Below are 26,992 nucleotides of genomic sequence, written 5' to 3' on the forward strand. Positions count from 1 at the left end.
CCCCATTATCCGTTGTCTGGTGGTGAACAATTGTGACTGTGTTCGAATCCATCAGGCAGCCTCGCCTTGCGGGGAGGCAGTCCCGGGCTGATCGGCACCGTCAGTGGTGTCGTGCCGGGTTGACGCTTCATCGCCCGCCGCCTTGCCCGCTTGCGCGGTTCCGGTCTTACGCGTGGCTCCACGTCCATCTCCGACCCGGCGGTCGGCGGTCGGGCTACTCCCGATACCGGTCCCGCCGAGGCGGGCGAGGTTAACTGCGGCATTGCGGTCACGGTCGATCGACAGGCCGCAGTAGTCGCAGGTGTAGGTGCGGTCGGCGAGGGTCAGGCTTGGCTTTCGCCCACCACACCCCGAACACAGCTTCGACGACGGATAGAACCGGTCGGCTCGCACGACTGTCGAGCCGTACCAGCGGCACTTGTATGTCAACATGCGCCGAACCTGGGCAAACGCGGCATCGGCCAGCGCGCGGTTCAAACCGCGCTTGTAGGCGCCGCCATGCGAGCGCATGCTGACGACATCGAGCGTTTCCACGACGATGACCTGGTGCTGCTGTGCGAGTGCGGTGGTGGCCTTGTGCAGCGCATCGCGACGTATGCAGGCGGTACGAAAGTAGACTCGTCCGGCCTGGCGCCTGGTCTTACGCCATCGCTGTGATGGCTGCTGCTTCGTCTGGGTGGCATGGTCGAACGGGCCTCGCTGCCGGGCAGCTCGACGTTCCAGCACTCGCAACCGAGTCCGGGCGCCGGGCGAGTGGTGTTGGAGCTCGAACACGCGCGACTTCGGTTCCATCCGGGGTTGCGACCACCAAGAGATCTTTCACCCCGACATCGACACCCACCACCGGATACGGTGACCGTGCTCGATGAGCCGGCCGGTCCTTGCCTCGGACGAGGGTCTGGAAGGAGCAGTGCCAGCGGCCGGCCGAATCCTGGACAACAGTGGCCGACAAGATTCGCGCAGTGCCCGGCCTCGATCCTGCGGGCCAACGCCCGGGTGGATTCGTGTGTGCGGATGGTTCCCAGGCGAGGCAAAGTGATGTGGTGGCGATCGGCCTCCACTCGGATGGCGCCCGTCGTGAACCGCACTGTCCGCCGCGACCGGGCTGACTTGAACCTGGGGAACCCCAACGGCTTTCCTGCACGCGTACCGTCGCGAGACTTCGACCAGTTGTCCAACCCGCGGGCCAATCCATCCAATCCAGTGTTGTACGCCTCCTTGGAGTTCTCGCTCCACCACGGGGCGTACTCGCCCTTGCGGGTGTTCCAGACCTTCCGCAACACCGACAGCGACCACCCCATTGCCGGGGTGAGTTGATCGGTGGCGAGGCCGTAGGTGCGTTCCGCCGCGCGTTGATCCATCACAGCTTTTACCAGCGCCAACATGTGATTGTGTGCGAATCGCGCCGCCCCCGCGTGCGACGTCAACGAACGCTGCTGGGTGGGAACTGGGTCCAGCGCAAACCGGTAGGCCTGCATCATCCAACCCTCAGGGACTACGAACGTGGCCATCAGTACGCCGCCCCCGCAATCGCACCGACCACTGTCCCCGCTGCCCCCGCCACGCAGCTATTTATACGCGCGCTCGATCGCGTCGACTCACGAAACGTCGAACAAGTCAGCGCGTTGTGGCGACAGATCCAGTGCGGCCATCTCTTGTTCGATCGCGTTGGCGGCGAAATGGATTCCGCGGGAGCGTAGTTCGTGAACCCGGCACTGGAGTGCCTCGATTCCGCCGGGCTGGGCGGCGATGTCGGCCACGCTGAGCCGTCCCCCCGCTCGGTGCACACCGGACTGCACGTATGCCACCGTGATACCTCCTACCTTGCGTATCCGGTGCCGGCCGTCACACTCATGGCCGGACGCAATACGCAGGGCAAATGTTATCAGGTATCCCTACTGGTCACTTGCTCAGTGTGACGTCTCACAACACCTCGGCGTCGCGATGGGTCGCCAGATTGTGGAGGTACACCGCCGCGTTGAGCTTGATCCCGTCCAGCTGGGCCTCGGTGAGCTCGCGGCGCACCTTGCCGGGCACGCCGGCGACCAGCGAGCCCGGCGGAATCCGGGCACCCTCCGGGATCAGGGCATTGGCCGCGATCAGGCTGCCCGCGCCGATCACCGCGCCGTTGAGCACGGTCGCGCCCATACCGACCAGCACGTCGTCGCCGACGGTGCAGCCGTGCAGGATCGCGTTGTGTCCCACCGAGACTCCGCTGCCGACGGTGAGCGGGAAACCGGGGTCGGCGTGCAGCACGCAGCCGTCCTGGATATTGGTGCGCGCGCCGATGCTGATCTGTTCGAGGTCACCGCGCAGCACCGCCGAGTACCAGATGCCGACCTCGGCGGCCAGGCGCACCCGGCCGATGACGGTCGCGTTCGGCGCGATCCAGGCAGTGTCGTCGATTTCCGGCGCGAACCCGGACACCTTGATGATCATGCGGTGATTATCGCGCCGCGCCACGGAACTGGGCGCGGTGGGCCGCCGGACTGGTGCCGAGCATGCGGTGGAAGTGGTGGCGCAGGCTCACGGCGCTGCCGAAACCGGTGTCGCGCGCGATCCGGTCGACGGTCTCGTCGGTCGATTCCAGCAGCAGCCGGGCGTGGTCGGTGCGCTGCTGCAACAGCCACTGCTGTGGGCTGGTGCCGGTGCGTTCGCGGAACCGGCGGGTGAAGGTGCGCCGCGACATGAGCGCCTCGCGCGACCAGTGATCGAGGTCGATGCCGGTGTCGAGGTGGGTGCGTGCCCACACCATGGCGTGCTCGATCGGGTCGTCGCTGTCGTCGTCGGGGACCGCGATCGGGATGAACTGCGCCTGGGAGCCGTTGCGGTGCGGTGCGGTGACCAGTGCGCGGGCGAGCTCGGTGGCGGCGCGGGAACCGAGGTCGCCACGCACGATGTGCAGGCAGCAGTCCAGCGCGGCGGCGACGCCGGCGGAGGTGATCACGTCGCCGAGGTCGGTCCAGAGCCTGTCCGCGCGCACCCGCACCCGCGGATAGGCGCGGGCCATGGCTTCGGCGGCGGCCCAGTGCGTGGTGAGTTCGCGGCCGTCGGCCAGCCCGGTCGCCGCGATCGCCCATGAGCCGAGGCACAGGCCGACCAGCCGGGCGCCGTTCGCGTGCGCGGCGTGCACGGCCTCGTCGAGCGCGGGGGAGACGGCCAGGTCGCGGTGCCAGCCGGGAAAGACCACCATGTCGGCCGCGGCGACGGTGTCCAGGCCGTGGTGCACGGTGATGTCGAAACCCGCTGCGGTGGAGAGGGTTCCGGGGTGCTCGGCGCAGACCCGCACGTCGTAGGGTGGCTCGGCGTCGACGCCGGTGCCGGAGCGACCGAGTACCAGGGTCGGCACCGACAGGTGGAAGGGACTGATCCCGTCGAACGCCACCACGGCCACCGAAAGCATGGCCCGATCTTAGCGTTGGTCGGCCTAGGGGCCACTGTCGTGGCGTGTCACGGTCGGCGAAAGTTGTCGGCATGACCGAGACGATCACCCGCCCCACCCTGCTCGACGTCCTGCACATCGGTGGTCCGACCCTGCGCTTCCGGTACGGGGGCCTGACCTGGCTCACCGACCCGACCTTCGACGAGCCGGGCTACTACCCCGGCCCGATCACCCTGCACAAGCTCAGCGGCCCGGCGGTCCCGGCCGAGGCGATCGGCGCGATCGACGTCGTGCTGCTCTCGCACGACCAGCACGCCGACAACCTCGACACCGCGGGTCGCGCCCTGCTGACCGAGGTCGAGACCGTGCTCTCCACGCCCGATGCCGCCGGGCGGATCGCCGGCGTGCGCGGGCTGGTGCCGTGGGAGGTCGTGGCCGTCGGCGATGTCGAGGTGACCGCGGTGCCCGCGCTGCACGGGCCCGAGGGCTGCGAGCCGCTCAGCGGCGTGGTGACCGGGTTCGTGCTGCGGGCGGCGGGCGAGCCGACGGTCTATGTCTCCGGTGACAACGCGTCGGTGGAGCTGGTCGAGCGGATCGTCGAGCGGATCGGGCGGATCGACGTCGCGGTGCTCAATATCGGTGCGGCCAATGTCGGGCGGTTCGGCGACAGCGACGTCACGCTCAACGCCAGGACCGCCGTCGAGGCGGCCGCCGTGCTCGGTGACGCGGTCGTGGTCGCGGTGCACGCGGAGGGCTGGGGTCATTTCAGCGAGTCGCTGGACTACCTCGAACGCACCTTCGCCTACGCCGAGCGTGCCGCTCAGCTCCGGATTCCGGTGCGGGGCGAGATATTCGCGGTCTGAGCGACCGCACCGACCACAGATTTTTCGCCACCCGCGCCCGAATCGTCGGGCGCGGGTTTCCCACGATCGCAGGAGAAGAGTTGCCGAACACACGGATGGGCAGCCGGTCGCGCACGATGGTGCGGTTACTGCTGGCGTTGGTCGCGTTGGTGCTGGCGTTGTCGGCATGTTCGTCGAACGGGTCCGAATCGGATCAACCCGCCTCGAGCACGGTGTCCACGACGTCGGTCACCGCGACGGTGTCGGCGACGAGTTCGACCGCGCCCGCGGCGAACCCGGACGGGTCGCCCGGTGACGGCGGAGCGTCGGGACCGGGTAGCGGCTCCCAGCCGGGACCCGCGACGAACGCGCCGACGGCCGCGCCCGACGACCCCGAGCCGACCATCCCGCCGGGCCACAACTGTGTGCCCGGCCCGGACTGCGGGACCGACAGCTGCGGCTTCACCGAATGCGGCATGACGACGGAAGGATGCCCGCCGGGCGTCCCGATCTGCGGCATCGACAGTTGCGGGCCCAACCACGACCAGTGCGGCACCACCGCGGCGCCCGTGCCGACCACGGTGGCTCCCGCGCCGACCACCACCCCGCCACCGACGACGACACCGGCGGCGACGACCACCGCCCCGGCGACGACCTCGGCCGCGCCGGCGGCCGACCCCGCGGTCACGACCACCGCGACAGCACCACCGGCCTAGCGACGACACACGACCGGCAACCGCCTGACTCCCGCCGATGAGCGTCCTAAGCTGGCGCAATGACGGGAACAGGCGGAACGGTCGGTGTGCCGACGGAGGTCAAACCGCAGGAATTCCGGGTGGCGCTCACCCCGGCGGGCGCCACCGAACTGACCGCGCACGGGCACGAGGTGCTCGTGCAGGCCGGCGCCGGCGCAGGTTCGGGCTTCGGTGACGAGGACTATGCCGCCGCCGGCGCCGGGATCGTGCCCGACGCCGACACGCTCTGGGCCACGGCCGGGCTGATTCTCAAGGTGAAAGAGCCCATCGCGCAGGAGTATTCGCGGATGCGGCGCGACCAGGTGCTGTTCACCTATCTGCACCTGGCCGCGTCGAAGGAATGCACCGACGCGATCCTGGACTCCGGGATCACCGCCATCGCCTACGAAACCGTGCGTGCCGCCGACGGTTCGCTGCCGCTGCTCGCGCCGATGAGCGAGGTCGCGGGCAAGCTCGGCGCGCAGGTCGGCGCGTATCACCTGATGGCGCCGATGGGGGGCGAGGGCGTGCTGCTCGGCGGCGTGCCCGGCGTCCGGCCCGCGGATGTGGTGGTGCTCGGCGGCGGGGTGGCGGGCACCAACGCGGCGAGCGTCGCGGTGGGGATGGGCGCGAGGGTGAGCGTGCTCGACACCAACCTGGCCCGCCTGCGCGAGCTCGATGCCCGCTTCGGTGGCCGGGTCGGCACCCTCGCCTCGCACGCGCTGGAGATCGAAAAGGCCGTGCTCGGCGCCGATCTGGTGATCGGGTCGGTGCTGGTGCCCGGCGCGAAGGCGCCGAAACTGGTGTCCGACGACCTCGTCGCGGGCATGCGCCCCGGTTCGGTGCTCGTCGACATCGCCGTCGACCAGGGCGGCTGCTTCGCCTCCACCCGGCCGACGACGCACGCCGATCCGACCTTCCCCGTGGCGGATTCGCTGTTCTACTGCGTCGCGAACATGCCCGGCGCCGTGCCACACACCTCCACGGTCGCCCTCACCAACGCCACCCTGCCCTTCGCGACGGCGATCGCCGACAAGGGCTGGCGCGGCGCGTGCACCGCGGACCCCGGCCTCGCGGCGGGCCTCACCGCCGTCGACGGCAAGCTCCTCTCCACCGAAGTAGCCGCGGCCCACGGATACTCGTTGAACGTGTGATCTCGTCCTACTGACCTGCGCCGAGGTACCAGTCCGGCTCGCCCTCGGTGGGCAGATCGTGGAGCTTGTCGGGGTTGCGGACGATATTGATCGCGACGATGCGGCCCGCGTCGATGACGAACGAGAAGACGCCGGTGTTGGCGCCGTCGAAGACGACCAGGCCGGGCACGCCGTTGACCAGGACCGCGCGGCCCCAGCCACCCGACGCCGACGGCGCGTGGTACCAGCCGAGCAGGGCCTTGGCGATGAGCTCGGCGCCGTGCAGCGGCTTGCGGATGGCGGGCACCTTGCCGCCGCCGTCGGCGGTGAGCACCACGTTCTCGTCGAGCACGCCGAGCAGCGAGCTCAGGTCGCCCGAGCGCCAGGCCAGCGCGAACGCCGAGACGACCTTCTCCTGCTCCACAGGTGACGCGGGGAACCGTGGGGTCCCGGATTCGACGTGCTTGCGGGCCCGGGAGGCGAGCTGGCGGACCGCGGCCGGGGTGCGGCCGACGACCTCGGCGACCTCGGGACCGGTCATGCCGAACACATCCTGCAGGACGAAGGCCGTGCGCTCGGCGGGCGAGAGCGATTCCAGCACCACCAGCAGTGCGGTGGTGACCCGCTCGTCCTGGGAGATCCGGTCGGCCGGGTCGTCCCAGGTGGTGACCTCCGGCTCGGGGAGCCAGTCGCCGACGTACTGTTCGCGCCGGGCGCGCGCCGAACCGAGGTGATCGAGGGCGAGGCGGCCGGTGACGGTGGTCAGCCAGGCGCGCAGATTGTCGATCTCGCCCGCCTTGCCCGCCTCGTGGTGCCGTTGCAGGCGCAGCCACGCGTCCTGCACCACGTCCTCGGCGTCGGTGATGCTGCCGAGTGTGCTGTAGGCGAGTCTGCGCAGGTAAGGGCGGTGTTCTTCGAAGCGGCGGGCCAGTTCGGCCTGGTCGATCTGCTGCGGTAGGTCGGTCATCGTGGTTTCGCCGTTCGGTCGTCTGGCCCGGGTCCGGGCGAGTGTATGAGGGTCGTCGCAGAGAGGACGAACCAGCGCGGTGGGGTGTGACATTCCCGCGGTCGACTACCCTCGGCCGGGTGCAGAAGGGGACATCGACCGCGGTCGGGCTGATGCTGGGATTCGCGCTCGATCGGGTGTTCGCCGATCCGCGCCGGTGGCATCCGGTGGCCGGATTCGGCTCCGCGGCAGCGGCTTTGGAACAGCTGACCTACGCCGACGACCGGCGGGCCGGAGTGGTCGACGAGGTGGTCGCGGTGGGCTCGGTGGTGGGGTTCGGGGTGCTCGCCGCGCGGGGCGGCGTGCTCGCGACCGCGCTGGCCACCTGGACCGCGCTCGGCGGGCGCAGCCTGGCGCGCGCCGGCCACGCGATGGCCGAGCGGCTCGACGCCGGAGACATCGACGGGGCCAGGGAACTGCTGCCGTCGCTGTGCGGACGCGACCCGTCTGTCCTGGACGCGGACGGGTTGGCGAGGGCCGCGCTGGAATCGGTGGCCGAGAACACCTCCGACGCGACCGTCGCGCCCCTGCTGTGGGGCGCGGTCGCCGGGGTGCCGGGGCTGCTCGGGTACCGGGCGGTCAACACCCTCGACGCGATGATCGGCTACCGCAACGAGCGCTACCTCCGCTTCGGCTGGGCCGCCGCACGGACCGACGACCTGGCGAATGTGGTGCCCGCCCGGGTGACCGGGCTGCTCACCGCCGCGCTCGCCCCGCTGGTCGGTGGCACGCCCGCCGCCGCGTGGCGCGCCTGGCGGCGCGACGCGAGCAAGCATCCGAGCCCGAATGCGGGCGTGGTGGAAGCATCCATGGCCGGGGCGCTCGGCGTCCGGCTCGGCGGGCGCACCCAGTACCGGCACGGCGCGGAACTGCGGCCGACGCTCGGCGACGGGCCCGCCCCGACCACCGCGGATCTGCGGCGCGCGGTGCGCATGTCCGAGGCGGTGCAGGTGGGGTCGCTGGTGGTCGCGGTGGTGGTCGGCGCCGTGTTGCGCCGAGCGCGGCGCGGTTAGTCTGCTATCTCTGGCTGGACCGATGAGTTTCGAGCGTGGCGGAGGTCTACACGGTCATGAGGAAACTGATCTATGGATTCGGCGTGTCCGTGGACGGCTACGTCAACGACCGCGACGGCAAGATCGACTGGACCGACCCCGACGACGAGCTGCACCAGTGGCACAACGACCGGTTCCGCGATCTCGAGGTCGTGCTGAACGGCCGCAGGCTGTACGAGCTGATGGCCGACTACTGGCCGTACGTGCCCGAGGACGCGCCGCCCATCCAGCGTGATTTCGGCCGGCTCTGGACGGCGATGCCCAAGGTCGTCTTCTCCCGGACGCTCACCGAGGTCCAGTGGAACAGCACGCTGGTCGCGGAGAACGCGGTCGAGGAGGTCCGCAGGCTCAAGGCCGAGGGCGACGGCGTCATGGAGGTCGGCGGCGCGAGTCTCGCGGCCTCGCTGATGCCGCACGGTCTCATCGACGAGTACCACCTGTACATCTCGCCGATGGTGCTCGGCGGCGGCACACCGATGTTCCCGGCACTGGACCAGCGCATCGCGCTCCGCCTGGTGGAGACCAGGCATTTCGACACCGCGGTGCTGATGCGCTACCGCGCTGCGTGAGGTCTGCCCGACCGGCAGCGGCCGCAGGTGGTCAGCGGTGGCGGCCGTAGCGGTCGGCCAAACGGGCCTCGGTGGCGGGCGCGGCCGGAGCGCTCGGTTCGGTGGACACCGACGCGGTCTCGGTGGCCGCGGGCGCTTGCGCGCGGTCGCGACGGCGGGCGCGCAGTTCGGCGACGACGAAATAACCGAGGCCGAGTGGGGCCATGATGCCGAAGGCCAGCCATTGCAGGCCGTAGGACAGGTAGGGACCGGCGTCGAGCTGGGGGAGCGGGCTGGGGGTGAAGGCGCCGGGCTGGCCCTCGGCGAGCTGGAGGTAGCCGCCCTTGTCCGTGCCGGTGGGAATCGGGGTCAGCGGCGTGCCGAGGACGGCGGATTCCTGGGTGGTGTCGACGGTGTAGACCTGGCGATAGCCGTCCTGGGTGCTCGGCGGCTTGTTGGCGACGACGCCTTCGGAGGCGCGCACCCGAGCTTCGAGGCGCTGCGGGCCGGTCGGCGGCGCGGCGATCGCCGGCGGACGGGTGCCGTCGACGGCGGCGACCAGGCCGCGATCGACCAGCAGGGTCCGGCCGTCGTCGAGGCGGAACGCGTCGAGCACGGCGTAGCCAGGGGCGCCGTCGAGATGACGCAGCCGTACCAGGACGGTCGAATCCGGGACATAGGTGCCGCTCGCGGTGACCTTGCGCCACTCGGTGTGCGCGCTCGGGTCGCCGTCGAGGACGCTGTTCACGGTCACCGGATCGGCCTGCACCGAGTCGGCGATCAGCTGGTTGCGGTGCTCGGTGCTGGTGTTCTTGCCGAGCTGCCACGGTGCGAGCACGGTGAAGCACAGGTAGGCGAACGCGACGACGATCACCGCGAGGATGAGCCAGCTCGGGCGCAGCAGGAACGTGAGTTTGCGCATCAGCGGTGCGCGTCGACGGTGGGGCGGGCGTCGAGTTCGGCGTGCACCCAGTCGAGCAGGCCGGGGATGGCGCCCTCGATCTGGTCGCGGACCAGGTCGAAATCGGACTGGTCGCCGTAGTACGGGTCGGGCACGTCGCGGCCGTCGGCACCGGGGTCGAAGCTGCGCAGCAGCCGGCGCTGGTCGGTGGAGACGCCGCGCTGGGCCAGCTCCCGGTCGTGCCCGGTGTCCAGGGCGATGATCAGGTCGGCGTCGCGATGCTCGGGACCGAAGGTGGCCGCGGTGTGCTCGGTGGGGTAGCCCGCCCGGCGCAGGGTCGCCTCGGTACGCGGATCGGCCGGATCGCCGACATGCCACGATCCGGTGCCCGCGCTGGTCACCCGTACCCGGTTCGCGAGACCGGCACGGTACAGGTGCGCTTCGAACATCTTCGCCGCCATCGGCGAGCGGCAGATGTTCCCTGTGCAGATGAATGACACGTGCAGCTGACCCACGCCTGCCATTGTCGCCCGTGCCGCCGAATCGCCGCCACGTAGGGTGTTCAGTTGTGTTCCAGGACTCCGTCGACCCCGCGATGCTGCGCCACCACGGCGACGTGGACGCGCGCCCTGGAATGCTCGATTTCGCCGTGAACGTGCGCGGCACCGCGCCGCCCGCCTGGCTGCGCGATCGCCTCGCCGCCCGTCTCGACGACCTGGGCCGTTACCCGAGCGCCGAGGACGAGGCCGCCGCCCGCGCGGCCGTCGCCGCCCGCCACGGCCGCCGCCCCGACGAGGTCCTGCTGCTCGCCGGCGCCGCCGAGGGCTTCGCCCTGCTGCCCCGCCTGGCCCCGCGCCTGGCCGCGGTCGTCCATCCCTCCTTCACCGAGCCCGAACTGGCGCTGCGGGAGGCGGGGGTGCCGGTGACGCGGGTGATCCTGGAGCCGCCGTACACCCTCGACCCGGGTCTTGTGCCGGAGGAGGCCGATCTGGTCGTCCTCGGTAATCCCACCAACCCGACCTCGGTGTTGCACCCGGCGGCCGTCATCGAGGCACTCCGGCGGCCGGGGCGCCTTGTCGTGATCGACGAGGCATTCGCCGATGCGGTCGCGGAGGTCACCGTCGTCGGTGGTGCGGTCGACTCCCCGCACGGTCGTGCCGATGGCACCGCATTCGATGCCGCGATGCACGGCACCGTGGCCGATTCCGGTGGTGCGCGAGCCGCATCGTCGTCGGCGCGGCTGGTGGCGGACTCGTCGTCTACGTCGGTTGCCGGTATGGCCCCGGGTTCGCCGGTGAAGTCCACCTTGCCGCCGAGTCCGGGATCCCCGATGTCGATCGCCGCCGGGGAACCGGAGTCACTGGCCGCGTTGTCCGCGCCGGACGTGCTCGTCCTGCGCAGCCTCACCAAGACCTGGGCGCTGGCCGGACTGCGCTGCGGTTATGTCCTCGGCGCGCCGGAGATCCTGGCCCGGCTGACCAGCGGCCGCCCGCACTGGCCGCTGGGCACCCTTCAGCTCGAGGCGATCATCGCCACCGCCGAGCCGTCGGCCGTCGCCGCGTCCCGTCGCCACGCCGACGAGATCGCCACCGAGCGCGCGGCCATGATCGACCGTCTCACCGCCCTCGGCATCGACGTGCACACCCCGGCCGCGGGCCCCTTCCTGCTGCTGCGCGTCCCCGACGGCGAGCTGCTGCGCAAGCGCCTGGCCGACCTCGGCATCGCCGTGCGCCGGGCCGATACCTTCCCGGGCTTGGGGCCCGATCATCTGCGGGTCGCGGTGCGCGGGGCGGGCGAGGTCGATCGGTTGATCGAGGGTGTGCGAGCCGCGCTGTGGTGACCGGGGACGGGCAACGTCAACTGTGCGCCACGACCTGGGCAGCGGAGAGCATTGTGGTGACGGGTAACGCAACGGAACGAAGGAGGCGGCGGTGACCGACCTGGCCGAACTGATCGGGGTGCTCGACGCGGCGTATCCGCCGCGGCTGGCCGAATCGTGGGATTCGGTCGGGCTCGTATGCGGTGATCCGGGCCAGGAGGTGACCAAGGTGGTGTTCGCCGTCGACGCCACCGCCGCCGTCGTCGACGAGGCGATCGCGTGGGGCGCCCAGGCGCTGGTCGTGCACCACCCGCTGCTGCTGCGCGGCGTCGACACCGTCGCCGCCGACACCCCCAAGGGCGCGCTGCTGCACCGGCTGATCCGCTCCGGCTGCGCCCTGTTCTCCGCGCACACCAACGCCGACTCCGCCGATCCCGGCGTCTCGGACGCGCTCGCCGCTGCCGTCGGCCTCACCGTCACCGGCCCACTGGACCCCAAACCCGTTGCCTCCGTGGACAAATGGGTGATCCAGGTCCCGCAGACGCACACCGCCTCGCTCATGTCGGCCCTGTTCACCGCCGGCGCCGGCGCGATCGGCAACTACCGCGAAGCCGCCTGGTACACCTCGGGCACCGGCCAGTTCCGCCCCCTGCCCGGCGCGAACCCGGCGATCGGGGCGATCGGCGCGGTCGAGACCGTCACCGAGGACGCCGTCGAGGTGGTCGCGGCACCGACCTCCCGCCTGGCCGTCCTGGCTGCCCTGCGCGCGGCGCACCCGTACGAGGAACCCGCTTACCACGTCACCGAGCGCGCGCCGCTGCCGTCCTCGCTCGGCATCGGCCGCATCGGCGAACTCCCGGAGCCCGAGACCCTGCGCGAATTCACCGCCCGGGTCGGCGTCGGCCTGCCGCGCACCGTCTGGGGCGTGCGCGCCGCCGGTGACCCCGACCGCGTCATCCGGCGGGTCGCCGTCTGCGGCGGCGCGGGCGACTCCTACCTGAACGCGGCCATCCGCGCGGGTGTCGACGCCTACCTCACCTCCGACCTGCGCCACCACCCCGTCGACGAACACCTGCGCCGCGGCGGTCCCGCCCTCGTCGACGCCGCCCACTGGGCCACCGAGTTCCCCTGGTGCGGGCAGGCGGAGCAGCTCGTCCGCACGGCACTCCCCGGGGTCGAGACCCGCGTCTGCGCCCTGCGCACCGACCCGTGGACAGTCACCGGCTGAGACCGCCGACCACCTGCCGCCGGTGCACCCACGACCCGTGTCGACACGGGTCGCGGGTGCCGGGCCGTCGGTGCGCACCGGCCGCCGATCTATCGCCGCCGTCGACCACGGCCGTTGCCCGCCGCGTATCGCGCCGCCGCCGGTACCCGGAGCGAGCACCACACCGGGAACGGTCGGCCCAGGTCCTCGGGTCATGGCGTACGCACACCCCGCGGCGCGGTACGGTTGACCAACCCATCCGTCCACCGTGTTCAGGAGTTCGTGCGCGTTGAATGTCGAACCGTCGGTCCAGTCCAAGCTGCTCCAGCTCGCCGCTGTCGATGCCGAGTTGACGCGGATCGCGCACCGCAGGAACGCGCTGCCCGAGCAGCAGGAGGTGGCGCGCCTGGCGACCGAGCGCAACGGCTACAAGGACGCCGCCGTCGCGGTCGAGATCGGTATCGACGATCTGGACCGCGACATCCGCAAGCTCGAGGGTGAGGTCGACGCCGTCCGCAAGCGCGAGGACCGCGACCGCGGCATGCTCACCGCGGGCACCGTCGCTGCCAAGCAGCTCTCCGAGATCCAGCACGAGCTGGGCAGCCTGGAGCGGCGCCGCTCGGTGCTCGAGGACGAACTGCTGACCGTGATGGAACAGCGTGAGGCGATGGTCGCCGATCACGACCACGCGGGCGCCCGGCTGAGCAAGGCCGAGCAGGACCTCGCCGACGCCGAACGGCTGCGCGACGAGGCGATGGCCGATCTCGAAGTGGCCCAGCAGCGGTGCGAGAACGACCGGGGCGGTCTGCTCGGCCTGTTCCCGGACGAACTGCTCGCCATCTACGACAAGCAGCGCGCGGCCCACGGTGTCGGCGCCGCCCTGCTGCAGGCCCGGCGCTGCGGCGCCTGCCGGATCGAGATCGATCGCGGCGAGATGCAGCGCATCGCCAAGGCCGCCCCCGACGCGGTCCTGCGCTGCCCCGAATGCGGCGCGATCATGGTGCGTACCAAGGAATCCGGGCTGTAACCCGATGAACGAGGTGATCGTCGAGGCCGACGGCGGGTCGCGCGGCAACCCCGGCCCGGCCGGCTACGGCGCGGTGGTGTTCGCCGCCGATCATGTGCGGGTGCTGGCCGAGCGCAAGGAATACGTCGGCGTCACCACCAACAACGTGGCCGAATACCGCGGTCTCATCGCCGGTTTGGCCGCCGCGGCCGAGCTCGGCGCGCGGGTGGTCACCGTGCGGATGGACTCCAAGCTCGTCGTCGAGCAGATGTCGGGTCGCTGGAAGGTCAAGCACCCGTCGATGATTCCGCTGGCCGAACAGGCGCGCGGACTGGTCGCCGGGTTCGAGCGGGTCAGCTTCACCTGGATCCCGCGCGCGGAGAACTCACACGCCGACCGGCTGGCGAACGAGGCGATGGACGACGGCGCGGTCGTCGGCACCGTCCGCGACGCCGTGGCCGCCGGTCACGCGGCGGGCGACCAGGTCGCCGTGCCCGCCGAGCCGCGCGATTCCGGTGCCGCCCAGCGGATTCCGGTCGCCCCCGGCTGGACCGGCGCGATCGGCAGGCCGACGCGGCTGTTGCTGCTGCGGCACGGCCAGACCGACCTGTCGATCGAGCGCCGCTACTCCGGACACGGCAATCCGCCGCTGACCGATCTCGGCCGCGAACAGGCCGAGCGGGCCGCGAAGATGCTGGCCGCCAAGGGCGATATCGCCGCGGTCGTGACCTCGCCGCTGCAGCGGGCCCGCTCCACCGCCGAAGCCGCCGCCGTCGAGCTCGACGTGCCGCTGCGCGTGCTCGACGGCCTCATCGAGACCGACTTCGGCGACTGGGAGGGTCTGACCTTCGCCGAGGCCGCGCAGCGCGATCCGCAGCTGCACGCGGACTGGCTCGGCGACCCGTCGGTGCCCGCGCCCGGTGGCGAGAGCTTCGATCAGGTGCGTGAGCGGATCGAATCGGTCCGGCGCGATCTGGTGGGACTGTATCCGGGCGAGAACATCGTCGTGGTCAGTCATGTCACGCCGATCAAGACGCTGCTGCAGTTGGCGCTCGGCGTCGGCCCGTCGCTGCTGTATCGCCTGCATCTGGACCTGGCCTCGCTGTGCATCGCGGAGTTCTATCCCGACGGCGGCGCCTCGGTCCGTCTGGTCAACGACGTTTCGTACCTTTAGCGCTGGCCGTTTGTCGCCTGGGCGCGGTACGGTCGCCCCGGTTCGCGGTCGGCGTAACGACTATGCCCCGGCGGCCGAGAAGCTTCTCGGGCGTGCGGAGTTACCGCGGCCGTCGAGAAAGGTACTTGATGAGGTTTCTACGGATGGCGGCGTTCGCGGCGGCCATCGCGGGGGCGCTCACCGCGTCCGCTGGTGCGGGCAGCGTGTCGGCCGATCCGAGCGTGGTGCTCGGCGCGGCCTCGGGCATCGTCTTCGACAACAACTCCGGTTGCTCGCTGACCGCCATCGGCCACGACAACGCCGGCCGCCTGGTCGGCCTGACGGCCGGGCACTGCGCACCGACGGGGGCACGGGTCGGCGCCGAGCAGGCGCTGAACGCGGGCGTCATCGGCACCGTCGCGTTCTCCGACGACGGCGACTACCTGGACTTCGCGGTCCTGCAGCTGGACGCGTCGAAGGTCCTGCCGGTGCGCACCATCGGCCAGACCACCGTCGCCGGCATCGGCGGCGCGCCGGGCCCCGGCACCACCGTGTGCTCGGACGGTCGCACCAGCGGTCGCAGCTGCGGCGTGGTGTGGGGTGAGCTCGAAGGCACCTCGATCAACCAGTACTGCTCCCAGCCCGGTGATTCCGGCGGCCCGGTCGTCGTCGGCGACCGGCTGGTCGGCATGAACCAGGGCAGGCTCACCGGCCTGGGCCCCGTCGACTTCGACGTCCCGTGCACCGGTGGCGCCAACCCGATCCACTCGCCCGCCTACTTCCAGCCCATCCAGGTCATCCTGGACGTGCTGAACCGGGCAGGCGGCGTCGGCGCGGGCTTCCAGCCCATCTGATCCCAGCTCGACCTGACAGGGGCGCATCACCGGCTCGGTGGTGCGCCCTGTCTTTGCGGTGTTCTCGCGCAAGCCGTAGCCATGAGGCCGGACGGTCAGTGCGCCGCTGCGGCCATGGTGCGGAGGGCGGTGGCGGTGGTGTCGTCGAGAGGGTAGAAGAACTCGATGGCGAGCTCCGAGAGGGTGACGTCGGCCGGGGCGCCGAAGGTAGCCATGGTGGAGAACATCGTGAGTGGGCCGAGGGGTGAGCTGATGCGGATCGGTACCTGGAACGGGCCCGCCGGCTCGGAGGCGCCGGGCGAATCCGTCGGCACCGGATAGCTTCTCACCTCGTCGTAGAGGGCCCGCAGCCGCGCGTCTCCGGTCGCCCCGAGCTGACGTAGCAGCCGTTCCAGGAACAGCTCGCGCACCTGGTGCAGGTTCTCCAGCCGCCGCGCGAGTCCGTCGGGGTGCAGGACCAGCCGGAAGACGTTGGGGCGCGGGGTGAGCAGGTGTTCGGGCACCCCGGCCATCAGCACGGGCATCGCGGCGTTGCCTGCCACCACATCCCACCAGCGATCGACCACCACCGCGGGATACGGCTCGTGCGCGGCGAGCATCGTGTCGATCGCGGCGCGCGCGGGCGAGAGCGCGGCATCGTCGAGCGCGGACTCCCGGAACGCGGGCGCGAAGCCGGCGGCCAGCAGCAGCGTATTACGTTCCCGCAGTGGCACATCGAGGGTGTCGCACAGCCGCAGCACCATCGCCCGGCTCGGCTCGGCACGCCCGGTCTCGACGTAGGACAGGTGCCGCGCGGAGGTGTCGGCGGCCAGCGCGAGCTCGAGCTGGCTGAGCTTGCGTCGCTGCCGCCATTCCCGCAGCAGCGGCCCGATCCGCGGATCCGTCATCGGCCCAGCGTATCCAGCGCGGCGCAGGCCCGGCCATGACCTCGGAGGTCATTGCGAGCATGACCCGCGCCCCGCACAGTGGCCTCGTCACCCCGAGAACAGGAGCCGACGATGACCACGATCACCGACCCACGCCGCGATCCACTGCCCGCGGTTCTGCGCGTAGACGGCTGGAGCACAGCGCTGTTCGGCGTCGGGCTGACCCTGTGCGCGCCACTGCTGCGCACACCACTGGGCCTGCCGACCGCACTGTCGCTGCTCTTCGGCGCCGTCATGATCACCGGCGGCGCCGCCCTGCTGTCCCTCGCCCGGCGCGGTCCGCATCGCTACGGCCGCCTCGTCGTCGCCGTCAACGCCGCCTCGGCCGTCGGCATGACGGCGCTGGCCGGTTCGGGTCTGCTGCCCCTGACCGCCCTCGGCATCGGCTTCCTGCTCACCGGCGCGGTGCTGGTCGCGATCTTCGCCGCACTCGAGTTCGCGGGCCTGCGAGTGGTCCTCCGATGACCACCACCCGCTGACCGTTCAGCACGGCCGGCAGGCGAGCGCACCCGCGTCGCACGACTGGGGAAGACCGGCGGTCACGGTGAGCTGAGGCCGCGTTCGTGCATGAGCAGCAGGCCGTAGCCGGCCACCGCGTGGGCGTCGATGATCTCCCCGCGCAGGATCATCGCCTCGAACTGAGCGCGGGAGAACCAGGCGCTGCGCATGTCCTGTTCCTCGGGCTCGCGCTGTGGCTCACCCGGGGTGAGGTCGGTGGCCAGGAAGCAATGGCCGCGCTGGCTGGTCGAGGCCGGTGCGGTCGCCAGGATGCCCAGCGGCGTCATCCGCCCGGCGCGCAGCCCGGTCTCCTCGCGCAATTCGTTGTGCGCCAGCTCGAGCGGCGTCGGTGCCGTGCCCTGCGGGGGAGTGCCCGCGGGGAACTCCCAGTAGCGTTCGCCCAGCGGGTACCGGAACTGCTCGACCAGGTGGAACCCGTGGCCGTCGAACGGGATCACCATCGCCCAGTCGACCTTGTCGACCACGGCGTAGATCCCGACGGACCCGTCGGACCGGCGAATGGTGTCCTCCCGCAGCCGCATCCACGGATTGGTGTAGATCGTGCGCGAGCTGAGCTGTTCCATACCCCCATCGTGCCCCACCGGCACCGCCGGCGGCGGCGTTCACGGACGCAGCACCGACACCAGGAAATCGGTCTGGTCGCGCACGACCTGCTCGAAGACGTCGTCGAAGTAGACGTCGAAGTGGCCGACCGGGTACTGCTTGACCACCGCGTGCTTGGTGCGCTCGGCCGCCTTGCGGGTCGGGCCCGCCGGGGCGACCGAATCGTTCTCGGCGATCGCGTAGAACACCGGCACCTTCAGCGCCTTCGCACGGCGGCCGGGCGCGTCGAACAGCGTCGACAAGGCCACCCGCGCACCGACTTTCGGCCGATAGGTCTCGCTCTCCTCGGCGAGCCTGCCGAAACCGTCCGGCACATCGGCCGCGCTCATCAGCGCCGCGGCCCGCTTGCGTCCCCCCAGCCGGATCCGCACCGGCTTGCGCCGGATCGGGCCGATCAGCAGGTCGGTGGCGGCGATGGTAGCGACCTTGGTGACGCTGATCGGCCCCTTCGCCATCGCCGAGGCCCATCCGCTGGTGAACGGCACCTGCGCGACCACCGCGGCGAGGTAGTCGTCGTCGGGCGCCACGGATAACACGTGACCGCCGCCGAACGAGGTGCCCCACAACGCGATCCGGGTCGCGTCGAACCCCCGGATGCTGCGCCCGTAGGCGATTGCGGCCTTCCAGTCCTGCCGCTGACGGGCGATGTTGATCACCTGGCGGGGATCACCCTCGCTGGCGCCGAAATGCCGGTAATCGAACGCCAGCACCCCCATCCCCGCCGCGACGAACCGCCGCGCATATCGATCCAACCCCATTTCGCGGGTTGCCCCCAGCCCGTGTCCCATGATCACCAGCGGGCGCGGCCGGGGCGCACCGTCGGGCAGGTAGAGCCAGGCAGCGCACTGCTGGTCACCCGAGGGGAAACTGACGTCGACACGTTCCATGGGTGATTACCGTACTGCGTTTTCGGGCGGCGCTCCCGGGGCCCTGCGTGGTGACGCAGGGCTGCCGCCTCCGAGCCCGTCGCTCGCGCCGCGGTACTCTGTACGAGCGGACGAGTCGGCCGGGCGACCGCGGTGACGAGAACGGGCGCGTGCGCGCCGCTGCTCGGTACCGAGGAAAGTCCGGACTCCACAGAGCAGGGCGGTTGCTAACGGCAACCCGGGGTGACCCGCGGGACAGTGCCACAGAGAACAGACCGCCGCACATACGTGCGGTAAGGGTGAAACGGTGCGGTAAGAGCGCACCAGCGCCCCGGGTGACCGGGGCGGCTCGGTAAACCCCGCCCGGAGCAAGGTCGAAGGTCGCACCTCACGGTGCGGCTGCGCAGGTGTTCGAGGGCTGCTCGCCCGAGCCTGCGGGTGGACCGCTCGAGGCACCCGGCAACGGTGTGTCCAGATGGATGGTCGTCCCCCGGTGCGAACCGGGGACAGGATCCGGCTTACAGGCCGGCTCGTCCGCCTCCGAACGACGAGGCGGCGGCTCTCACAGGGAACCGCCGCCAGGTCGCCGGAATTCGGCTCAGCACATCAGCGTAGACATCTGGTAGATCGCCTTGGCCTCGTCCTCGGTCGCGGCGTCGGCACCGTTCTTGGTGGCTTTGATGATCGAGGCGATGGTGTCGGCCTCGGACTTACCCGCCTTGATGTCGCTGCACGACTGGTTCAGCACGGTCGCGACGGTGGCGTCGTCACGCCCCGCGGCCAGCTTCGGGAAGGCGTTGCGGTAGCTCACCACGAACATGCCTGCCTTGCTCGGATCGACCTTGTAATCGGTCGTGGTGGTGGCCGGGGAGCCGTCGGCGGCGGAAGAGGACGAGTCGTCCCCGCAGCCGGCCAGAAGCAGGGCGAAGACGGTGGCGCTGGCCGCGAGAGCGGCGGTAATTCTACTCACGCGCGGGATGCTAGCGCCCCAGAAAACAAGCCGCCTCCCGTGAGGTTAACGGGAGGCGACAGGTGCTCGATCTGCTCGGTGAGCTACGCGGGGTTGATCACCAGCAGCTGGGCCCAATAGGACGCCTGGTCCGGGCCGAGGATCGGCAACAGGTAATCGAAAATCAGCGACGACATACGCTCGGAACTCCCATTTATCGACGTGGGTGCCGCACTGCCCGGCGTTTGCCGGGTGTGCCGCCGACACAGTAACAACTGGCGAGACGGTGGCGGGAAAAGTGTGTCGCCTGCGTGAAAATGCGCAGGAAGTCGCCGGAAACGTGAGCGAGGTCATAGAGTGATCGCCGTCGGGAGGGCTCGATGCCGCCGGTGGTGAGCCCAACACATTCGATCGCGGAAGCAGGTCACATTTACATGCGGGTAGTTCGTTCCATTGTCGCCGGTGCACTGATCGCCGGAGCCGCTGCGGTTTTCACCTCGCTGGGTGCCGGATCGGCGAGCGCGGTCGCGGTGACCCCGCTGGCGGGCGGGGTCCAGGTCGACCTCAGCCCGGCCGATACCGCCTGGGTCCACCAGACCCGTTTCGGTCTGACTGTCGCCGGTCTGCCGCACCCCTCGGCGGCCTCGTTCGGCCAGGCGCTCGACGCCGCGGCGACCGTCTCCTCGTCGGTCCCCAACGGTCGGGTCACCTTCACCGTGTACGGCCCGTTCGACCAGCTCAACGGCACCATGCTGGCACTGCAGTAGTCAGTCGCTAACCTGCCAGGATGGAACTCCATCAGCGGATCGTCTCGGCGCCGGTCGACTTCGGCGCCATCCGTTCCGAATTCGGGCTGGCCTCGGACTATCCTGCCGAGGCCGTCTCGGAGGCCCGCGACGCGGTCGACGCGTTCGCGGGCACGCGGGTCGACCGGACCGAGATCGAGTTCGTCACCATCGACCCGCCCAGCGCCATGGATCTGGACCAGGCGCTGCACATCGAACGCACGCCCACCGGCTTCACCCTGCACTACGCGATCGCCGATCTCGGCGCCGTGATCGTGCCCGGCGGTGCGCTCGCCCGGGAATCCGAATCCCGTGGCCAGACCTTCTACCTGCCCGACGGCACCGTCCCGCTGCACCCGACGGTGCTGTCCGAGGGCACCGCCAGCCTGCTGCCCGGCGTCGACCGCCCCGCCGCGCTGTGGACCATCGAACTCGACGATCACGCTGTCCCGCAGCACTTCTCGGTGACGCGCGCGCTGGTGCGCTCCCGGGAACGCTTCGATTACGCGCAGGTGCAGGCCGCCGCCGACGCGGGCACGCTGCACCCCTCGCTGACCGCGCTACCCGAGTTCGGCAGACTGCGGATCGAAGCCGGACTCGACCGGGGCGCGATCTCGCTGCGGCTGCCCGCTCAGGACGTGGTGCGCCATGGTGACAACTGGCGCCTCGACCTGGAACCGCGTACCGCCGCCGACGACTGGAACGCGCAGGTCTCGCTGCTCACCGGCATGTGCGCGGCGCGGATCATGCTGGAGCACAGGGGAACTCCGATCGGCCTGCTGCGCACCATGCCGCCGCCGCCCGACAGCGCGATCGCCTCGATGCGGCGTACCGCGGCCGCCCTCGACGTCGCCTGGCCCGCCGATGTGCCCGTGGGCCGGATGCTGGCCGGGCTCGACGCGAACACCCCCGCCGCCCTGGTCCTGATGTCGGAGGCGACGAGTCTGCTGCGCGGCGCCGGCTACACGATCCTCGGCGACCTGGACCAGCCGACCGACGGCCAGCTCACCCACAGCGCGATCGGCGCGCCGTACGCCCACGTCACCGCCCCGCTGCGCCGCCTCGCCGACCGGTTCACCACCGAGGTCTGCCTGGCCCACTGCGCGGGCACCGAGGTTCCCGCCTGGGTGATCGACGGTCTCGGTCCCGCAGCGGAAACCCTGCGCCGCACCGACTCCGTGGCGGCCAAGGTCGACCGCGCCTGCGTCGACCTGACCGAGGCGACCGTCCTGGCGCCCCGGGTCGGCACCGAGTTCCCGGCCCTGGTCCTGCGCGAGGCCAACGGCACCCGCGACGCCGAGATCTTCGTCACCGAACCCCCGATCCTGGGCCGCTGCGAGGGCAAACCACCCGAAGGCAAGCACGTCTCGGTCCGGCTGGTGACCGCCGACGTGGCGACCCGCACGATCGGATTCGACTACGCCGCACACTGATCCGACGCGGCGGCGTACGCCGCCGCGGTGCGGGAGGTCAGTCGGCCGCAGAGACGAAAGCGGCGGCGGCGGGGTAGTGGGCCATGGCTCGGCCCGCGGCGGTTTCTTCGGTGTCGGCGAGGAGTTCGTAGAGGGTGGCCGTGGAGGTGGGGGCGGTCGCGGCTGCGGCGAGGATGGCTTCGCGGGATTCGACGGCGTCGCGGTGGTCGCCGAGGACGGTTTGCAGGCGTTTGGCGCGAGTGCCGAGGTCGGTGGCGTCGGCGCCGAGGACGGTGCCCGCGGCTTCGCAGGAATAGCGTAAGCGCTTGGCGCCCTTGCGGATATCGTGCAGGAGTTCGACGCGGTGGGTGGGCGCGGCGGTGGGTTCGGCGAAGACCAGTTTGCGCAGGCGCTTGCGGTCGCGGCGCAGGATGTCGTCGAAGGCCTCGGTCGCGGGGGTGCGGGCCAGGTCGCGATCCAGTGGGGGATCGGTGCGCCAGGCGGTCAGCGTCTTCCGCAGGCGCCGGTAGCGCTTGCCGTCGAGTGCGGTGAGCACCGCGGCGTGGGCGCTGGCGTAGGCGTCGCGGGAGGCGCCGACCAGTGCCTGGGTCACCTCGTCCGGGACCTCCTCGTGCCCGGCGAGCAGGTCGGTGAAGCGCTCGGCGCGGACCTCGGCGTCGCGGGCCGCGCCGAGCAGCTCGGCCAGCCACTTCAGCTCGGCCTCGGTGGCCGCCGCCCGCTCCGCGTCGAAGAGCCTGCGATAGGACCGCAGCACGCTGCGCAGACGTCGGGTGGCCACGCGCATCTGGTGCACCGAGTCGTAGGCGTCGGCGCGCACGTCGGGTTCGGCGGCCAGCAGCCGGTCGATGTCGTGACGCAGTGCCGCGACGACGGCTTTTCCGGCCTTGGGCGCCATGATTCAGCCTCGCTTCCCGAACGCGTCGGTCGCCTCCACCAGGTGGTGGGTGATGCCGGGCTCGTGGGCGGTGTGCCCGGCGTCCTCGACGATGTGCAGGGTCGAGCCCGGCCAGGCGCTGTGCAGATCCCACGCGCTCACCGCCGGGCAGACGATGTCGTGGCGGCCCTGCACGATCACTCCGGGGATGTCGGCGATCCGGTCCATGTCACGCAGCAACTGTCCCTCGTCGAGGAATCCGCCGTGCCGGAAATAGTGGTTTTCGATCCGCGCGAACGCCAGCGCGAAGCGCGCCTCACCGGTTTCGGCGACCCGATCCGGTTGCGGCAGCAGCGAACTCGTCGCACCCTCCCACGTGGACCAGGCCACGGCGGCGTCGAGCGCGACCTGCGGATCGGGGGAGTGCAGCAGCCGGTGGTACACCTCGACCAGGTCCTCGCCGCGCTCCGCGACGGGCACCGGGGCCAGGAACTTCGCCCACTCGGCCGGGTAGACGTTGCCCGCCGCGCCGTTGTAGTACCAGTCGATCTCCTTGCGCCGCAGCAGGAAGATCCCGCGCAGCACCAGCTCGGTGACCCGCTCGGGATGGGCCTGGGCGTAGGCGAGGCCGAGGGTGGACCCCCACGAGCCGCCGAACACCTGCCACCGCTCGACGCCCAGATGCTCGCGCAACAGTTCCATGTCGGCGATCAGGTGCCCGGTCGTGTTGACGTCGAGGTTCGCGCCGTCGGCGATGTGCGGCACCGACCGTCCGCACCCGCGCTGATCGAACAGCACGATGCGGTACACGGCGGGATCGAAGAACCGCCGTTGCAGCGGCCCGGTACCGCCGCCGGGCCCACCGTGCACGAAGACCACCGGCTTGCCGTCGGGGTTGCCGCTGACCTCCCAGTACACCGACTGGCCGTCGCCGACAGCGAGCAGGCCGTGCTCGAACGGCTCGATCTCCGGGTACAGGGCGCGCATCAGAACGCCAGTCCCGCGGCGAGATTCGGCAGCTCCAGGGCGGTCATCGCCTCGGTGCGCACGTCCGGGCAGGCCCCGGTGGTGACGCGGTCGATGATGGCTTTGTCGGCCAGCACCTGCCCGTTGATCCCGCCGTTGCGCAGCGCCCACTCGTGCACCATCGCATTGAACGCGAGCCGCCCGAGAGTCGGCCCCTGCACCCGGAAGTTGGACAGCTCGGGCCGGATCATGTCGCACAGCTGCGCGGCCGCGGTGTCGGTGATCGTCGGGCTACCCGCGGTGCCGGAGGTGGTCGGCTTCGCCGCGCTGGTCGTGGTGGCGGTCGTGGTGCCCGAACTGTCGGTCGGGGTGGTATCCACACTGACGCAAGCGCTCAGGCTCACGACGGCGAGCGCGCCCGCGAGCAGCAACACGGGACGGATCTTCCAACGGCGGTGCGGCATCGATACCTCTACTCGTGTCGACTATGTCGATATCGAGTCTGCCACCCGTCGACCCTCCACACAGCCCTCGCCCAGGAGCCCACCGCGGTGCCGGTCGGGCTGGACCCGTTCCCCGAGCTGGCCGGAGAGCACCTCACCCGAGCCCCCGACGCCCGACCCCTAGGGAGGGCAGGCCGACGAAGTCGGCCGTCGGCGGCCGTCCCGGCGGTCAGGCGCCGTTGCGCAGGCGACGAAGGAGCAAGCAACGGTGCCTGACCGCCGGGACACAAAGGGCCGCTGACTCGAGCGCGCCAGCGCTCCGAAAACTCAGAAGCTGTGCTCGGGGCCCGGGAAGGTGCCCCGGCGGACCTCGTCGGCGTAGGCGGCTGCGGCGGAGCGCAATTCGTCACCGACATTGCCGAAGCGCTTGACGAACTTCGCCGTCTTGCCACTGGTGTAGCCGGCCATGTCCTGCCAGACCAGCACCTGGGCGTCGCAGTCGGCGCCCGCGCCGATGCCGACGGTCGGGATGGTCAGCTTGTGGGTGACCTGGCCCGCCAGCTCGGCCGGGACCATCTCCATGACGACAGAGAACGCGCCGGCCTCCTGCACCGCGATGGCGTCGGCGATCAGCTGCTCGGCGCCGTCGCCGCGACCCTGCACCCGGAACCCGCCGAGAGTGTTCACGCTCTGCGGGGTGAAGCCGATGTGCGCCATCACCGGGATGCCGGCGGCGGTGATCAGCGCGATCTGCTCGGCGACGCGCTCGCCGCCCTCGAGCTTGACCGCGTGCGCGCCGCCCTCCTTCATGAACCGGGTGGCGGTGGCCAGCGCCTGCTGCGGCGAGGATTCGTAGGTGCCGAACGGCAGGTCGGCGACGACCAGCGCGTGCGGCGCGCCACGGACGACGCCGCGCACCAGGGGGATCAGCTCGTCGACGGTGATCGGCACGGTGGTGTCGTAGCCGTACACCACGTTGGCGGCGGAATCGCCGACCAGCAGGACCGGAATGCCCGCTTCCTCGAAGAGGCGCGCGGAGGAGTAGTCGTAGGCCGTCAGCATCGACCAGCGCTCGCCCTCGGCCTTCATCTGCTGCAGATGCTGGACGCGGGTCTTGCGGCGGGGCTTGGCTTCGGCTGCGGGAGCGGCACCGTAGGCAGGGGTCTGCTCATCGGATACGGACATCATCGTCCCTTTCGTCTGGTTCCTCGAGGCCCGTACCGGGTCCCCGGGTTTTTCTGACGAATCCAGTGTGCCACCTCGGGCCGAGCCGGCTTAAGGGCCGGTGCCGGTGTGATCGGTCACAGCGGTGGTTCGGCTACCGTGAGATGAGCCCCTTCGCGCGGAGCGGGCGCATCGTGTTGTGCGCCGTGCGGCGCGGAAAGGTGGGCCCACTGTGCAGCGTGGCAGGCTCGTCGTGCTCTGGGGCGCCCTCGCGGCGCTGATCGTCTCCGGCTGTACCAGCGCCGAGACGAGCACGCCGCGCGCGCAGCTGCCGCCACCGCCGCCCGGTCTGGAGAAGTTCTACGACCAGCAGGTCGACTGGGGATCGTGCGAAGGCTTCGGCAGCCCCGAGGATCGGCTGCCGCCCAAGACCGAATGCGCGCGCATCACCGTGCCCGTCGACTACGCGCGTCCGGACGGCCCGACCGCCCAGATCGCGCTGTCGCGGATCCCGGCCACCGGCGACAAGATCGGCTCGCTGCTGATGAACCCCGGCGGTCCCGGCGTCTCGGGGCTGTCGATGGTCACCGTCGGTAACCGCACCGGGCTGGCCGAGAAGTTCGACCGGGTCGGTTTCGATCCGCGCGGCGTCGGCTCCTCGCTGCCCGCGATCGTCTGCCTGACCCCGCAGCAGGCCGACGCCGAACGCGCCGAGCCGCCCACCGACAACACCCCGGCCGGCATCGCCGACGCCGAGGCCGACAATCGCGAGTACGCCGACCGGTGCGCCCAGCGCACCGGCACCGACCTGCTCGCCCACGTCGGCACCCGCGAGGTCGTCCAGGACATGGATGTGATGCGCGCGGTGCTCGGCGACCCGAAGCTGAGCTACCTCGGCTACTCCTACGGCACCCGGCTCGGCTCGGCCTACGCCGAGAAGTACCCGCAGAACGTGCGCGCGCTGGTGCTCGACGGCGCGGTGGACTCCTCCCAGGATCCGGTGCAGGAATCGCTGCGCCAGGCCGCGGGCTTCCAGGGCGTGTTCAACGCCTACGCCGCCGACTGCGCGAAGAACGCGGACTGCCCGCTCGGCACCGATCCGGCCCAGTCCGTGGCCCGGTTCCGCGCGCTGGTCGCCCCGCTGGAGACCAAGCCCGCCGCCACCACCGACCCGCGCGGGCTCAGTTACGGCGACGCCATCACCGGCGTCCAGCAGGCCCTCTACACCGACGAGCTGTGGAATATCCTCACCCAGGGCCTGACCGAACTGCGCGACGGCAACGGCGACACCCTGCTGCAGCTGGCCGACATGTACGACGGCCGCCGCGAGGACGGCACCTACGCCAACACCCAGGACGCCTTCAACGCCATCCGCTGCGTCGACGATCCGCGCGTCACCGATCCGGCGGTCACCGGCCGCCAGGACAGCGAGTACCGCAAGGCCGCGCCCTTCCTCGACGACGGCAAGGGCACCGGCGCGGCCCCGCTGGAACTGTGCGCCTCCTGGCCGGTGCCCAACACCAGCACCCCGCACCGGGTGAGCGCCCCCGGCGCACCGAAGACGGTCGTGGTCTCGACCACCGAGGACCCGGCGACCCCGTACCAGGCCGGTGTCGACCTGGCCGCGCAGCTGGGCGCCGACCTGATCACCTTCCGCGGCAACCGGCACACCGCCGCCCTCGTCGCGGGCGACCGGTGCCTCGACGACGCGGTGATCGACTATCTGGTCGACCTCGCCGCGCCCGGCGCCGGTCTCACCTGCTGACGCGGATCGCGGCTCACCGCGCCCCGTCACAGCGGGTGAGATGTGCGAACGATGTGACCAGA

At 71.0% G+C, this 26,992-nt stretch carries 29 protein-coding genes, 1 other RNA gene and 1 pseudogene; 14 read left to right on the top strand and 17 right to left on the bottom strand.

Going from position 1 to position 26,992, the window contains the following annotated elements; all coding sequences use genetic code 11:
- Positions 1-51 precede the first annotated feature (51 nt).
- The 5 genes and pseudogenes from NV348_RS26895 to NV348_RS26915 form a co-directional block, all read right to left on the bottom strand.
- Complete coding sequence (locus NV348_RS26895; RefSeq protein WP_447149338.1) at positions 52-792, bottom strand: RNA-guided endonuclease InsQ/TnpB family protein; 741 nt, start codon at positions 790-792, stop codon at positions 52-54.
- A 629-nt stretch (positions 793-1,421) separates the two neighbouring features.
- Positions 1,422-1,511: pseudogene (locus tag NV348_RS26900) on the bottom strand (hypothetical protein); the annotation flags it as partial.
- A gap of 87 nt (positions 1,512-1,598) precedes the next feature.
- A complete protein-coding gene (locus tag NV348_RS26905) occupies positions 1,599-1,760 on the bottom strand; it encodes a hypothetical protein (RefSeq protein ID WP_447149339.1) in 162 nt (53 codons plus the stop codon).
- 163 nt (positions 1,761-1,923) lie between these two features.
- Positions 1,924-2,439, bottom strand: a complete 516-nt coding sequence (locus NV348_RS26910; protein ID WP_447149340.1) for a gamma carbonic anhydrase family protein — start codon at positions 2,437-2,439, stop codon at positions 1,924-1,926.
- Between the two features lie 7 nt (positions 2,440-2,446).
- Complete coding sequence (locus NV348_RS26915) at positions 2,447-3,403, bottom strand: GlxA family transcriptional regulator (RefSeq protein WP_447149341.1); 957 nt, start codon at positions 3,401-3,403, stop codon at positions 2,447-2,449.
- A 71-nt stretch (positions 3,404-3,474) separates the two neighbouring features.
- Here NV348_RS26915 and NV348_RS26920 point away from each other — a divergent pair, with 71 nt between their 5' ends.
- A complete protein-coding gene (locus tag NV348_RS26920; protein ID WP_447149342.1) occupies positions 3,475-4,245 on the top strand; it encodes an MBL fold metallo-hydrolase in 771 nt (256 codons plus the stop codon).
- 193 nt (positions 4,246-4,438) lie between these two features.
- Here the strand turns inward: NV348_RS26920 and NV348_RS26925 are convergent, their stop codons facing one another.
- On the bottom strand, positions 4,439-4,918 hold the full coding sequence (locus NV348_RS26925) for a hypothetical protein (RefSeq protein WP_447149343.1): 480 nt from the start codon (positions 4,916-4,918) through the stop codon (positions 4,439-4,441).
- Between the two features lie 81 nt (positions 4,919-4,999).
- Here NV348_RS26925 and ald point away from each other — a divergent pair, with 81 nt between their 5' ends.
- Entirely contained in the window at positions 5,000-6,112 is a 1,113-nt protein-coding gene (gene ald, locus NV348_RS26930; RefSeq protein WP_447149344.1) for an alanine dehydrogenase, read from the top strand.
- A gap of 7 nt (positions 6,113-6,119) precedes the next feature.
- Here ald and sigJ read toward each other — a convergent pair whose 3' ends face one another.
- A complete protein-coding gene (gene sigJ, locus NV348_RS26935; RefSeq protein WP_447149345.1) occupies positions 6,120-7,058 on the bottom strand; it encodes an RNA polymerase sigma factor SigJ in 939 nt (312 codons plus the stop codon).
- Positions 7,059-7,177: 119 nt separating this feature from the next.
- Between sigJ and NV348_RS26940 the strand changes: the two genes are divergently transcribed.
- Positions 7,178-8,110, top strand: coding sequence for a cobalamin biosynthesis protein (locus NV348_RS26940; protein ID WP_447149346.1), 933 nt, complete (start codon positions 7,178-7,180; stop codon positions 8,108-8,110).
- A gap of 56 nt (positions 8,111-8,166) precedes the next feature.
- Positions 8,167-8,718 carry a dihydrofolate reductase family protein gene (locus NV348_RS26945; protein ID WP_447149347.1) on the top strand — a complete coding sequence of 184 codons (552 nt, stop codon included), beginning with the start codon at positions 8,167-8,169 and terminating at the stop codon, positions 8,716-8,718.
- 31 nt (positions 8,719-8,749) lie between these two features.
- Here NV348_RS26945 and NV348_RS26950 read toward each other — a convergent pair whose 3' ends face one another.
- Both NV348_RS26950 and NV348_RS26955 read right to left on the bottom strand, forming a co-directional pair.
- Positions 8,750-9,619: an SURF1 family cytochrome oxidase biogenesis protein gene (locus NV348_RS26950; protein ID WP_447149348.1), complete on the bottom strand. Its 870-nt coding sequence runs from the start codon at positions 9,617-9,619 to the stop codon at positions 8,750-8,752.
- Positions 9,619-10,122, bottom strand: a complete 504-nt coding sequence (locus NV348_RS26955; protein ID WP_447149349.1) for a low molecular weight protein-tyrosine-phosphatase — start codon at positions 10,120-10,122, stop codon at positions 9,619-9,621. The genes NV348_RS26950 and NV348_RS26955 overlap by 1 nt, the downstream gene beginning before the upstream one ends.
- Positions 10,123-10,166: 44 nt before the next feature.
- Here NV348_RS26955 and NV348_RS26960 point away from each other — a divergent pair, with 44 nt between their 5' ends.
- From NV348_RS26960 to NV348_RS26980, 5 genes are all read left to right on the top strand, one after another.
- Positions 10,167-11,438: a pyridoxal phosphate-dependent aminotransferase gene (locus tag NV348_RS26960; RefSeq protein WP_447149350.1), complete on the top strand. Its 1,272-nt coding sequence runs from the start codon at positions 10,167-10,169 to the stop codon at positions 11,436-11,438.
- Positions 11,439-11,529: 91 nt separating this feature from the next.
- Positions 11,530-12,645, top strand: coding sequence for a Nif3-like dinuclear metal center hexameric protein (locus tag NV348_RS26965; protein ID WP_447149351.1), 1,116 nt, complete (start codon positions 11,530-11,532; stop codon positions 12,643-12,645).
- Positions 12,646-12,913: 268 nt separating this feature from the next.
- Positions 12,914-13,651 carry a zinc ribbon domain-containing protein gene (locus NV348_RS26970; RefSeq protein ID WP_447149352.1) on the top strand — a complete coding sequence of 246 codons (738 nt, stop codon included), beginning with the start codon at positions 12,914-12,916 and terminating at the stop codon, positions 13,649-13,651.
- A gap of 4 nt (positions 13,652-13,655) precedes the next feature.
- Complete coding sequence (locus NV348_RS26975; RefSeq protein WP_447149353.1) at positions 13,656-14,804, top strand: bifunctional RNase H/acid phosphatase; 1,149 nt, start codon at positions 13,656-13,658, stop codon at positions 14,802-14,804.
- 143 nt (positions 14,805-14,947) lie between these two features.
- Positions 14,948-15,637 (top strand): chymotrypsin family serine protease, encoded by a 690-nt coding sequence (locus NV348_RS26980; protein ID WP_447149354.1) that lies wholly within the window; start codon positions 14,948-14,950, stop codon positions 15,635-15,637.
- A 95-nt stretch (positions 15,638-15,732) separates the two neighbouring features.
- On the opposite strand, the gene NV348_RS26985 is transcribed toward NV348_RS26980, so the two are convergent.
- Positions 15,733-16,524: a helix-turn-helix domain-containing protein gene (locus NV348_RS26985; RefSeq protein WP_447149355.1), complete on the bottom strand. Its 792-nt coding sequence runs from the start codon at positions 16,522-16,524 to the stop codon at positions 15,733-15,735.
- Positions 16,525-16,635: 111 nt separating this feature from the next.
- Between NV348_RS26985 and NV348_RS26990 the strand changes: the two genes are divergently transcribed.
- Entirely contained in the window at positions 16,636-17,028 is a 393-nt protein-coding gene (locus tag NV348_RS26990; RefSeq protein WP_447149356.1) for a hypothetical protein, read from the top strand.
- A 74-nt stretch (positions 17,029-17,102) separates the two neighbouring features.
- Here the strand turns inward: NV348_RS26990 and NV348_RS26995 are convergent, their stop codons facing one another.
- The gene (locus tag NV348_RS26995; RefSeq protein ID WP_447149357.1) at positions 17,103-17,645 is read right to left on the bottom strand and encodes an NUDIX domain-containing protein; all 543 of its coding nucleotides are present in this window, start codon (positions 17,643-17,645) and stop codon (positions 17,103-17,105) included.
- A gap of 39 nt (positions 17,646-17,684) precedes the next feature.
- The gene (locus NV348_RS27000) at positions 17,685-18,572 is read right to left on the bottom strand and encodes an alpha/beta hydrolase (RefSeq protein ID WP_447149358.1); all 888 of its coding nucleotides are present in this window, start codon (positions 18,570-18,572) and stop codon (positions 17,685-17,687) included.
- 111 nt (positions 18,573-18,683) lie between these two features.
- On the opposite strand from NV348_RS27000, the gene rnpB reads away from it, so the two are divergent.
- Positions 18,684-19,088, top strand: an RNA gene (rnpB, locus tag NV348_RS27005) — RNase P RNA component class A.
- A gap of 61 nt (positions 19,089-19,149) precedes the next feature.
- On the opposite strand, the gene NV348_RS27010 is transcribed toward rnpB, so the two are convergent.
- Positions 19,150-19,521 (bottom strand): hypothetical protein, encoded by a 372-nt coding sequence (locus NV348_RS27010; RefSeq protein WP_447149359.1) that lies wholly within the window; start codon positions 19,519-19,521, stop codon positions 19,150-19,152.
- 413 nt (positions 19,522-19,934) lie between these two features.
- Here NV348_RS27010 and NV348_RS27015 point away from each other — a divergent pair, with 413 nt between their 5' ends.
- Together NV348_RS27015 and NV348_RS27020 are read left to right on the top strand one after the other, a co-directional pair.
- On the top strand, positions 19,935-20,267 hold the full coding sequence (locus tag NV348_RS27015) for a hypothetical protein (protein WP_218721870.1): 333 nt from the start codon (positions 19,935-19,937) through the stop codon (positions 20,265-20,267).
- Positions 20,268-20,287: 20 nt separating this feature from the next.
- Positions 20,288-21,718: an RNB domain-containing ribonuclease gene (locus NV348_RS27020; RefSeq protein WP_447149360.1), complete on the top strand. Its 1,431-nt coding sequence runs from the start codon at positions 20,288-20,290 to the stop codon at positions 21,716-21,718.
- A gap of 37 nt (positions 21,719-21,755) precedes the next feature.
- On the opposite strand, the gene NV348_RS27025 is transcribed toward NV348_RS27020, so the two are convergent.
- The 4 genes from NV348_RS27025 to panB all read right to left on the bottom strand — a co-directional run bounded on the left by NV348_RS27025 (position 21,756) and on the right by panB (position 25,186).
- Positions 21,756-22,613, bottom strand: coding sequence for a CHAD domain-containing protein (locus NV348_RS27025; protein ID WP_447149361.1), 858 nt, complete (start codon positions 22,611-22,613; stop codon positions 21,756-21,758).
- A 3-nt stretch (positions 22,614-22,616) separates the two neighbouring features.
- The gene (gene pip, locus NV348_RS27030; protein WP_447149362.1) at positions 22,617-23,579 is read right to left on the bottom strand and encodes a prolyl aminopeptidase; all 963 of its coding nucleotides are present in this window, start codon (positions 23,577-23,579) and stop codon (positions 22,617-22,619) included.
- Positions 23,579-23,992 (bottom strand): hypothetical protein, encoded by a 414-nt coding sequence (locus tag NV348_RS27035; protein WP_447149363.1) that lies wholly within the window; start codon positions 23,990-23,992, stop codon positions 23,579-23,581. Before NV348_RS27035 ends, pip begins: the two co-directional genes overlap by 1 nt.
- A 336-nt stretch (positions 23,993-24,328) precedes the next feature.
- Positions 24,329-25,186: a 3-methyl-2-oxobutanoate hydroxymethyltransferase gene (panB, locus tag NV348_RS27040; protein ID WP_447149364.1), complete on the bottom strand. Its 858-nt coding sequence runs from the start codon at positions 25,184-25,186 to the stop codon at positions 24,329-24,331.
- A gap of 211 nt (positions 25,187-25,397) precedes the next feature.
- On the opposite strand from panB, the gene NV348_RS27045 reads away from it, so the two are divergent.
- A complete protein-coding gene (locus NV348_RS27045) occupies positions 25,398-26,930 on the top strand; it encodes an alpha/beta hydrolase (protein WP_447149365.1) in 1,533 nt (510 codons plus the stop codon).
- The last annotated feature ends 62 nt before the right edge of the window (positions 26,931-26,992 follow it).

The organism is Nocardia fodinahabitans (assembly GCF_052983615.1).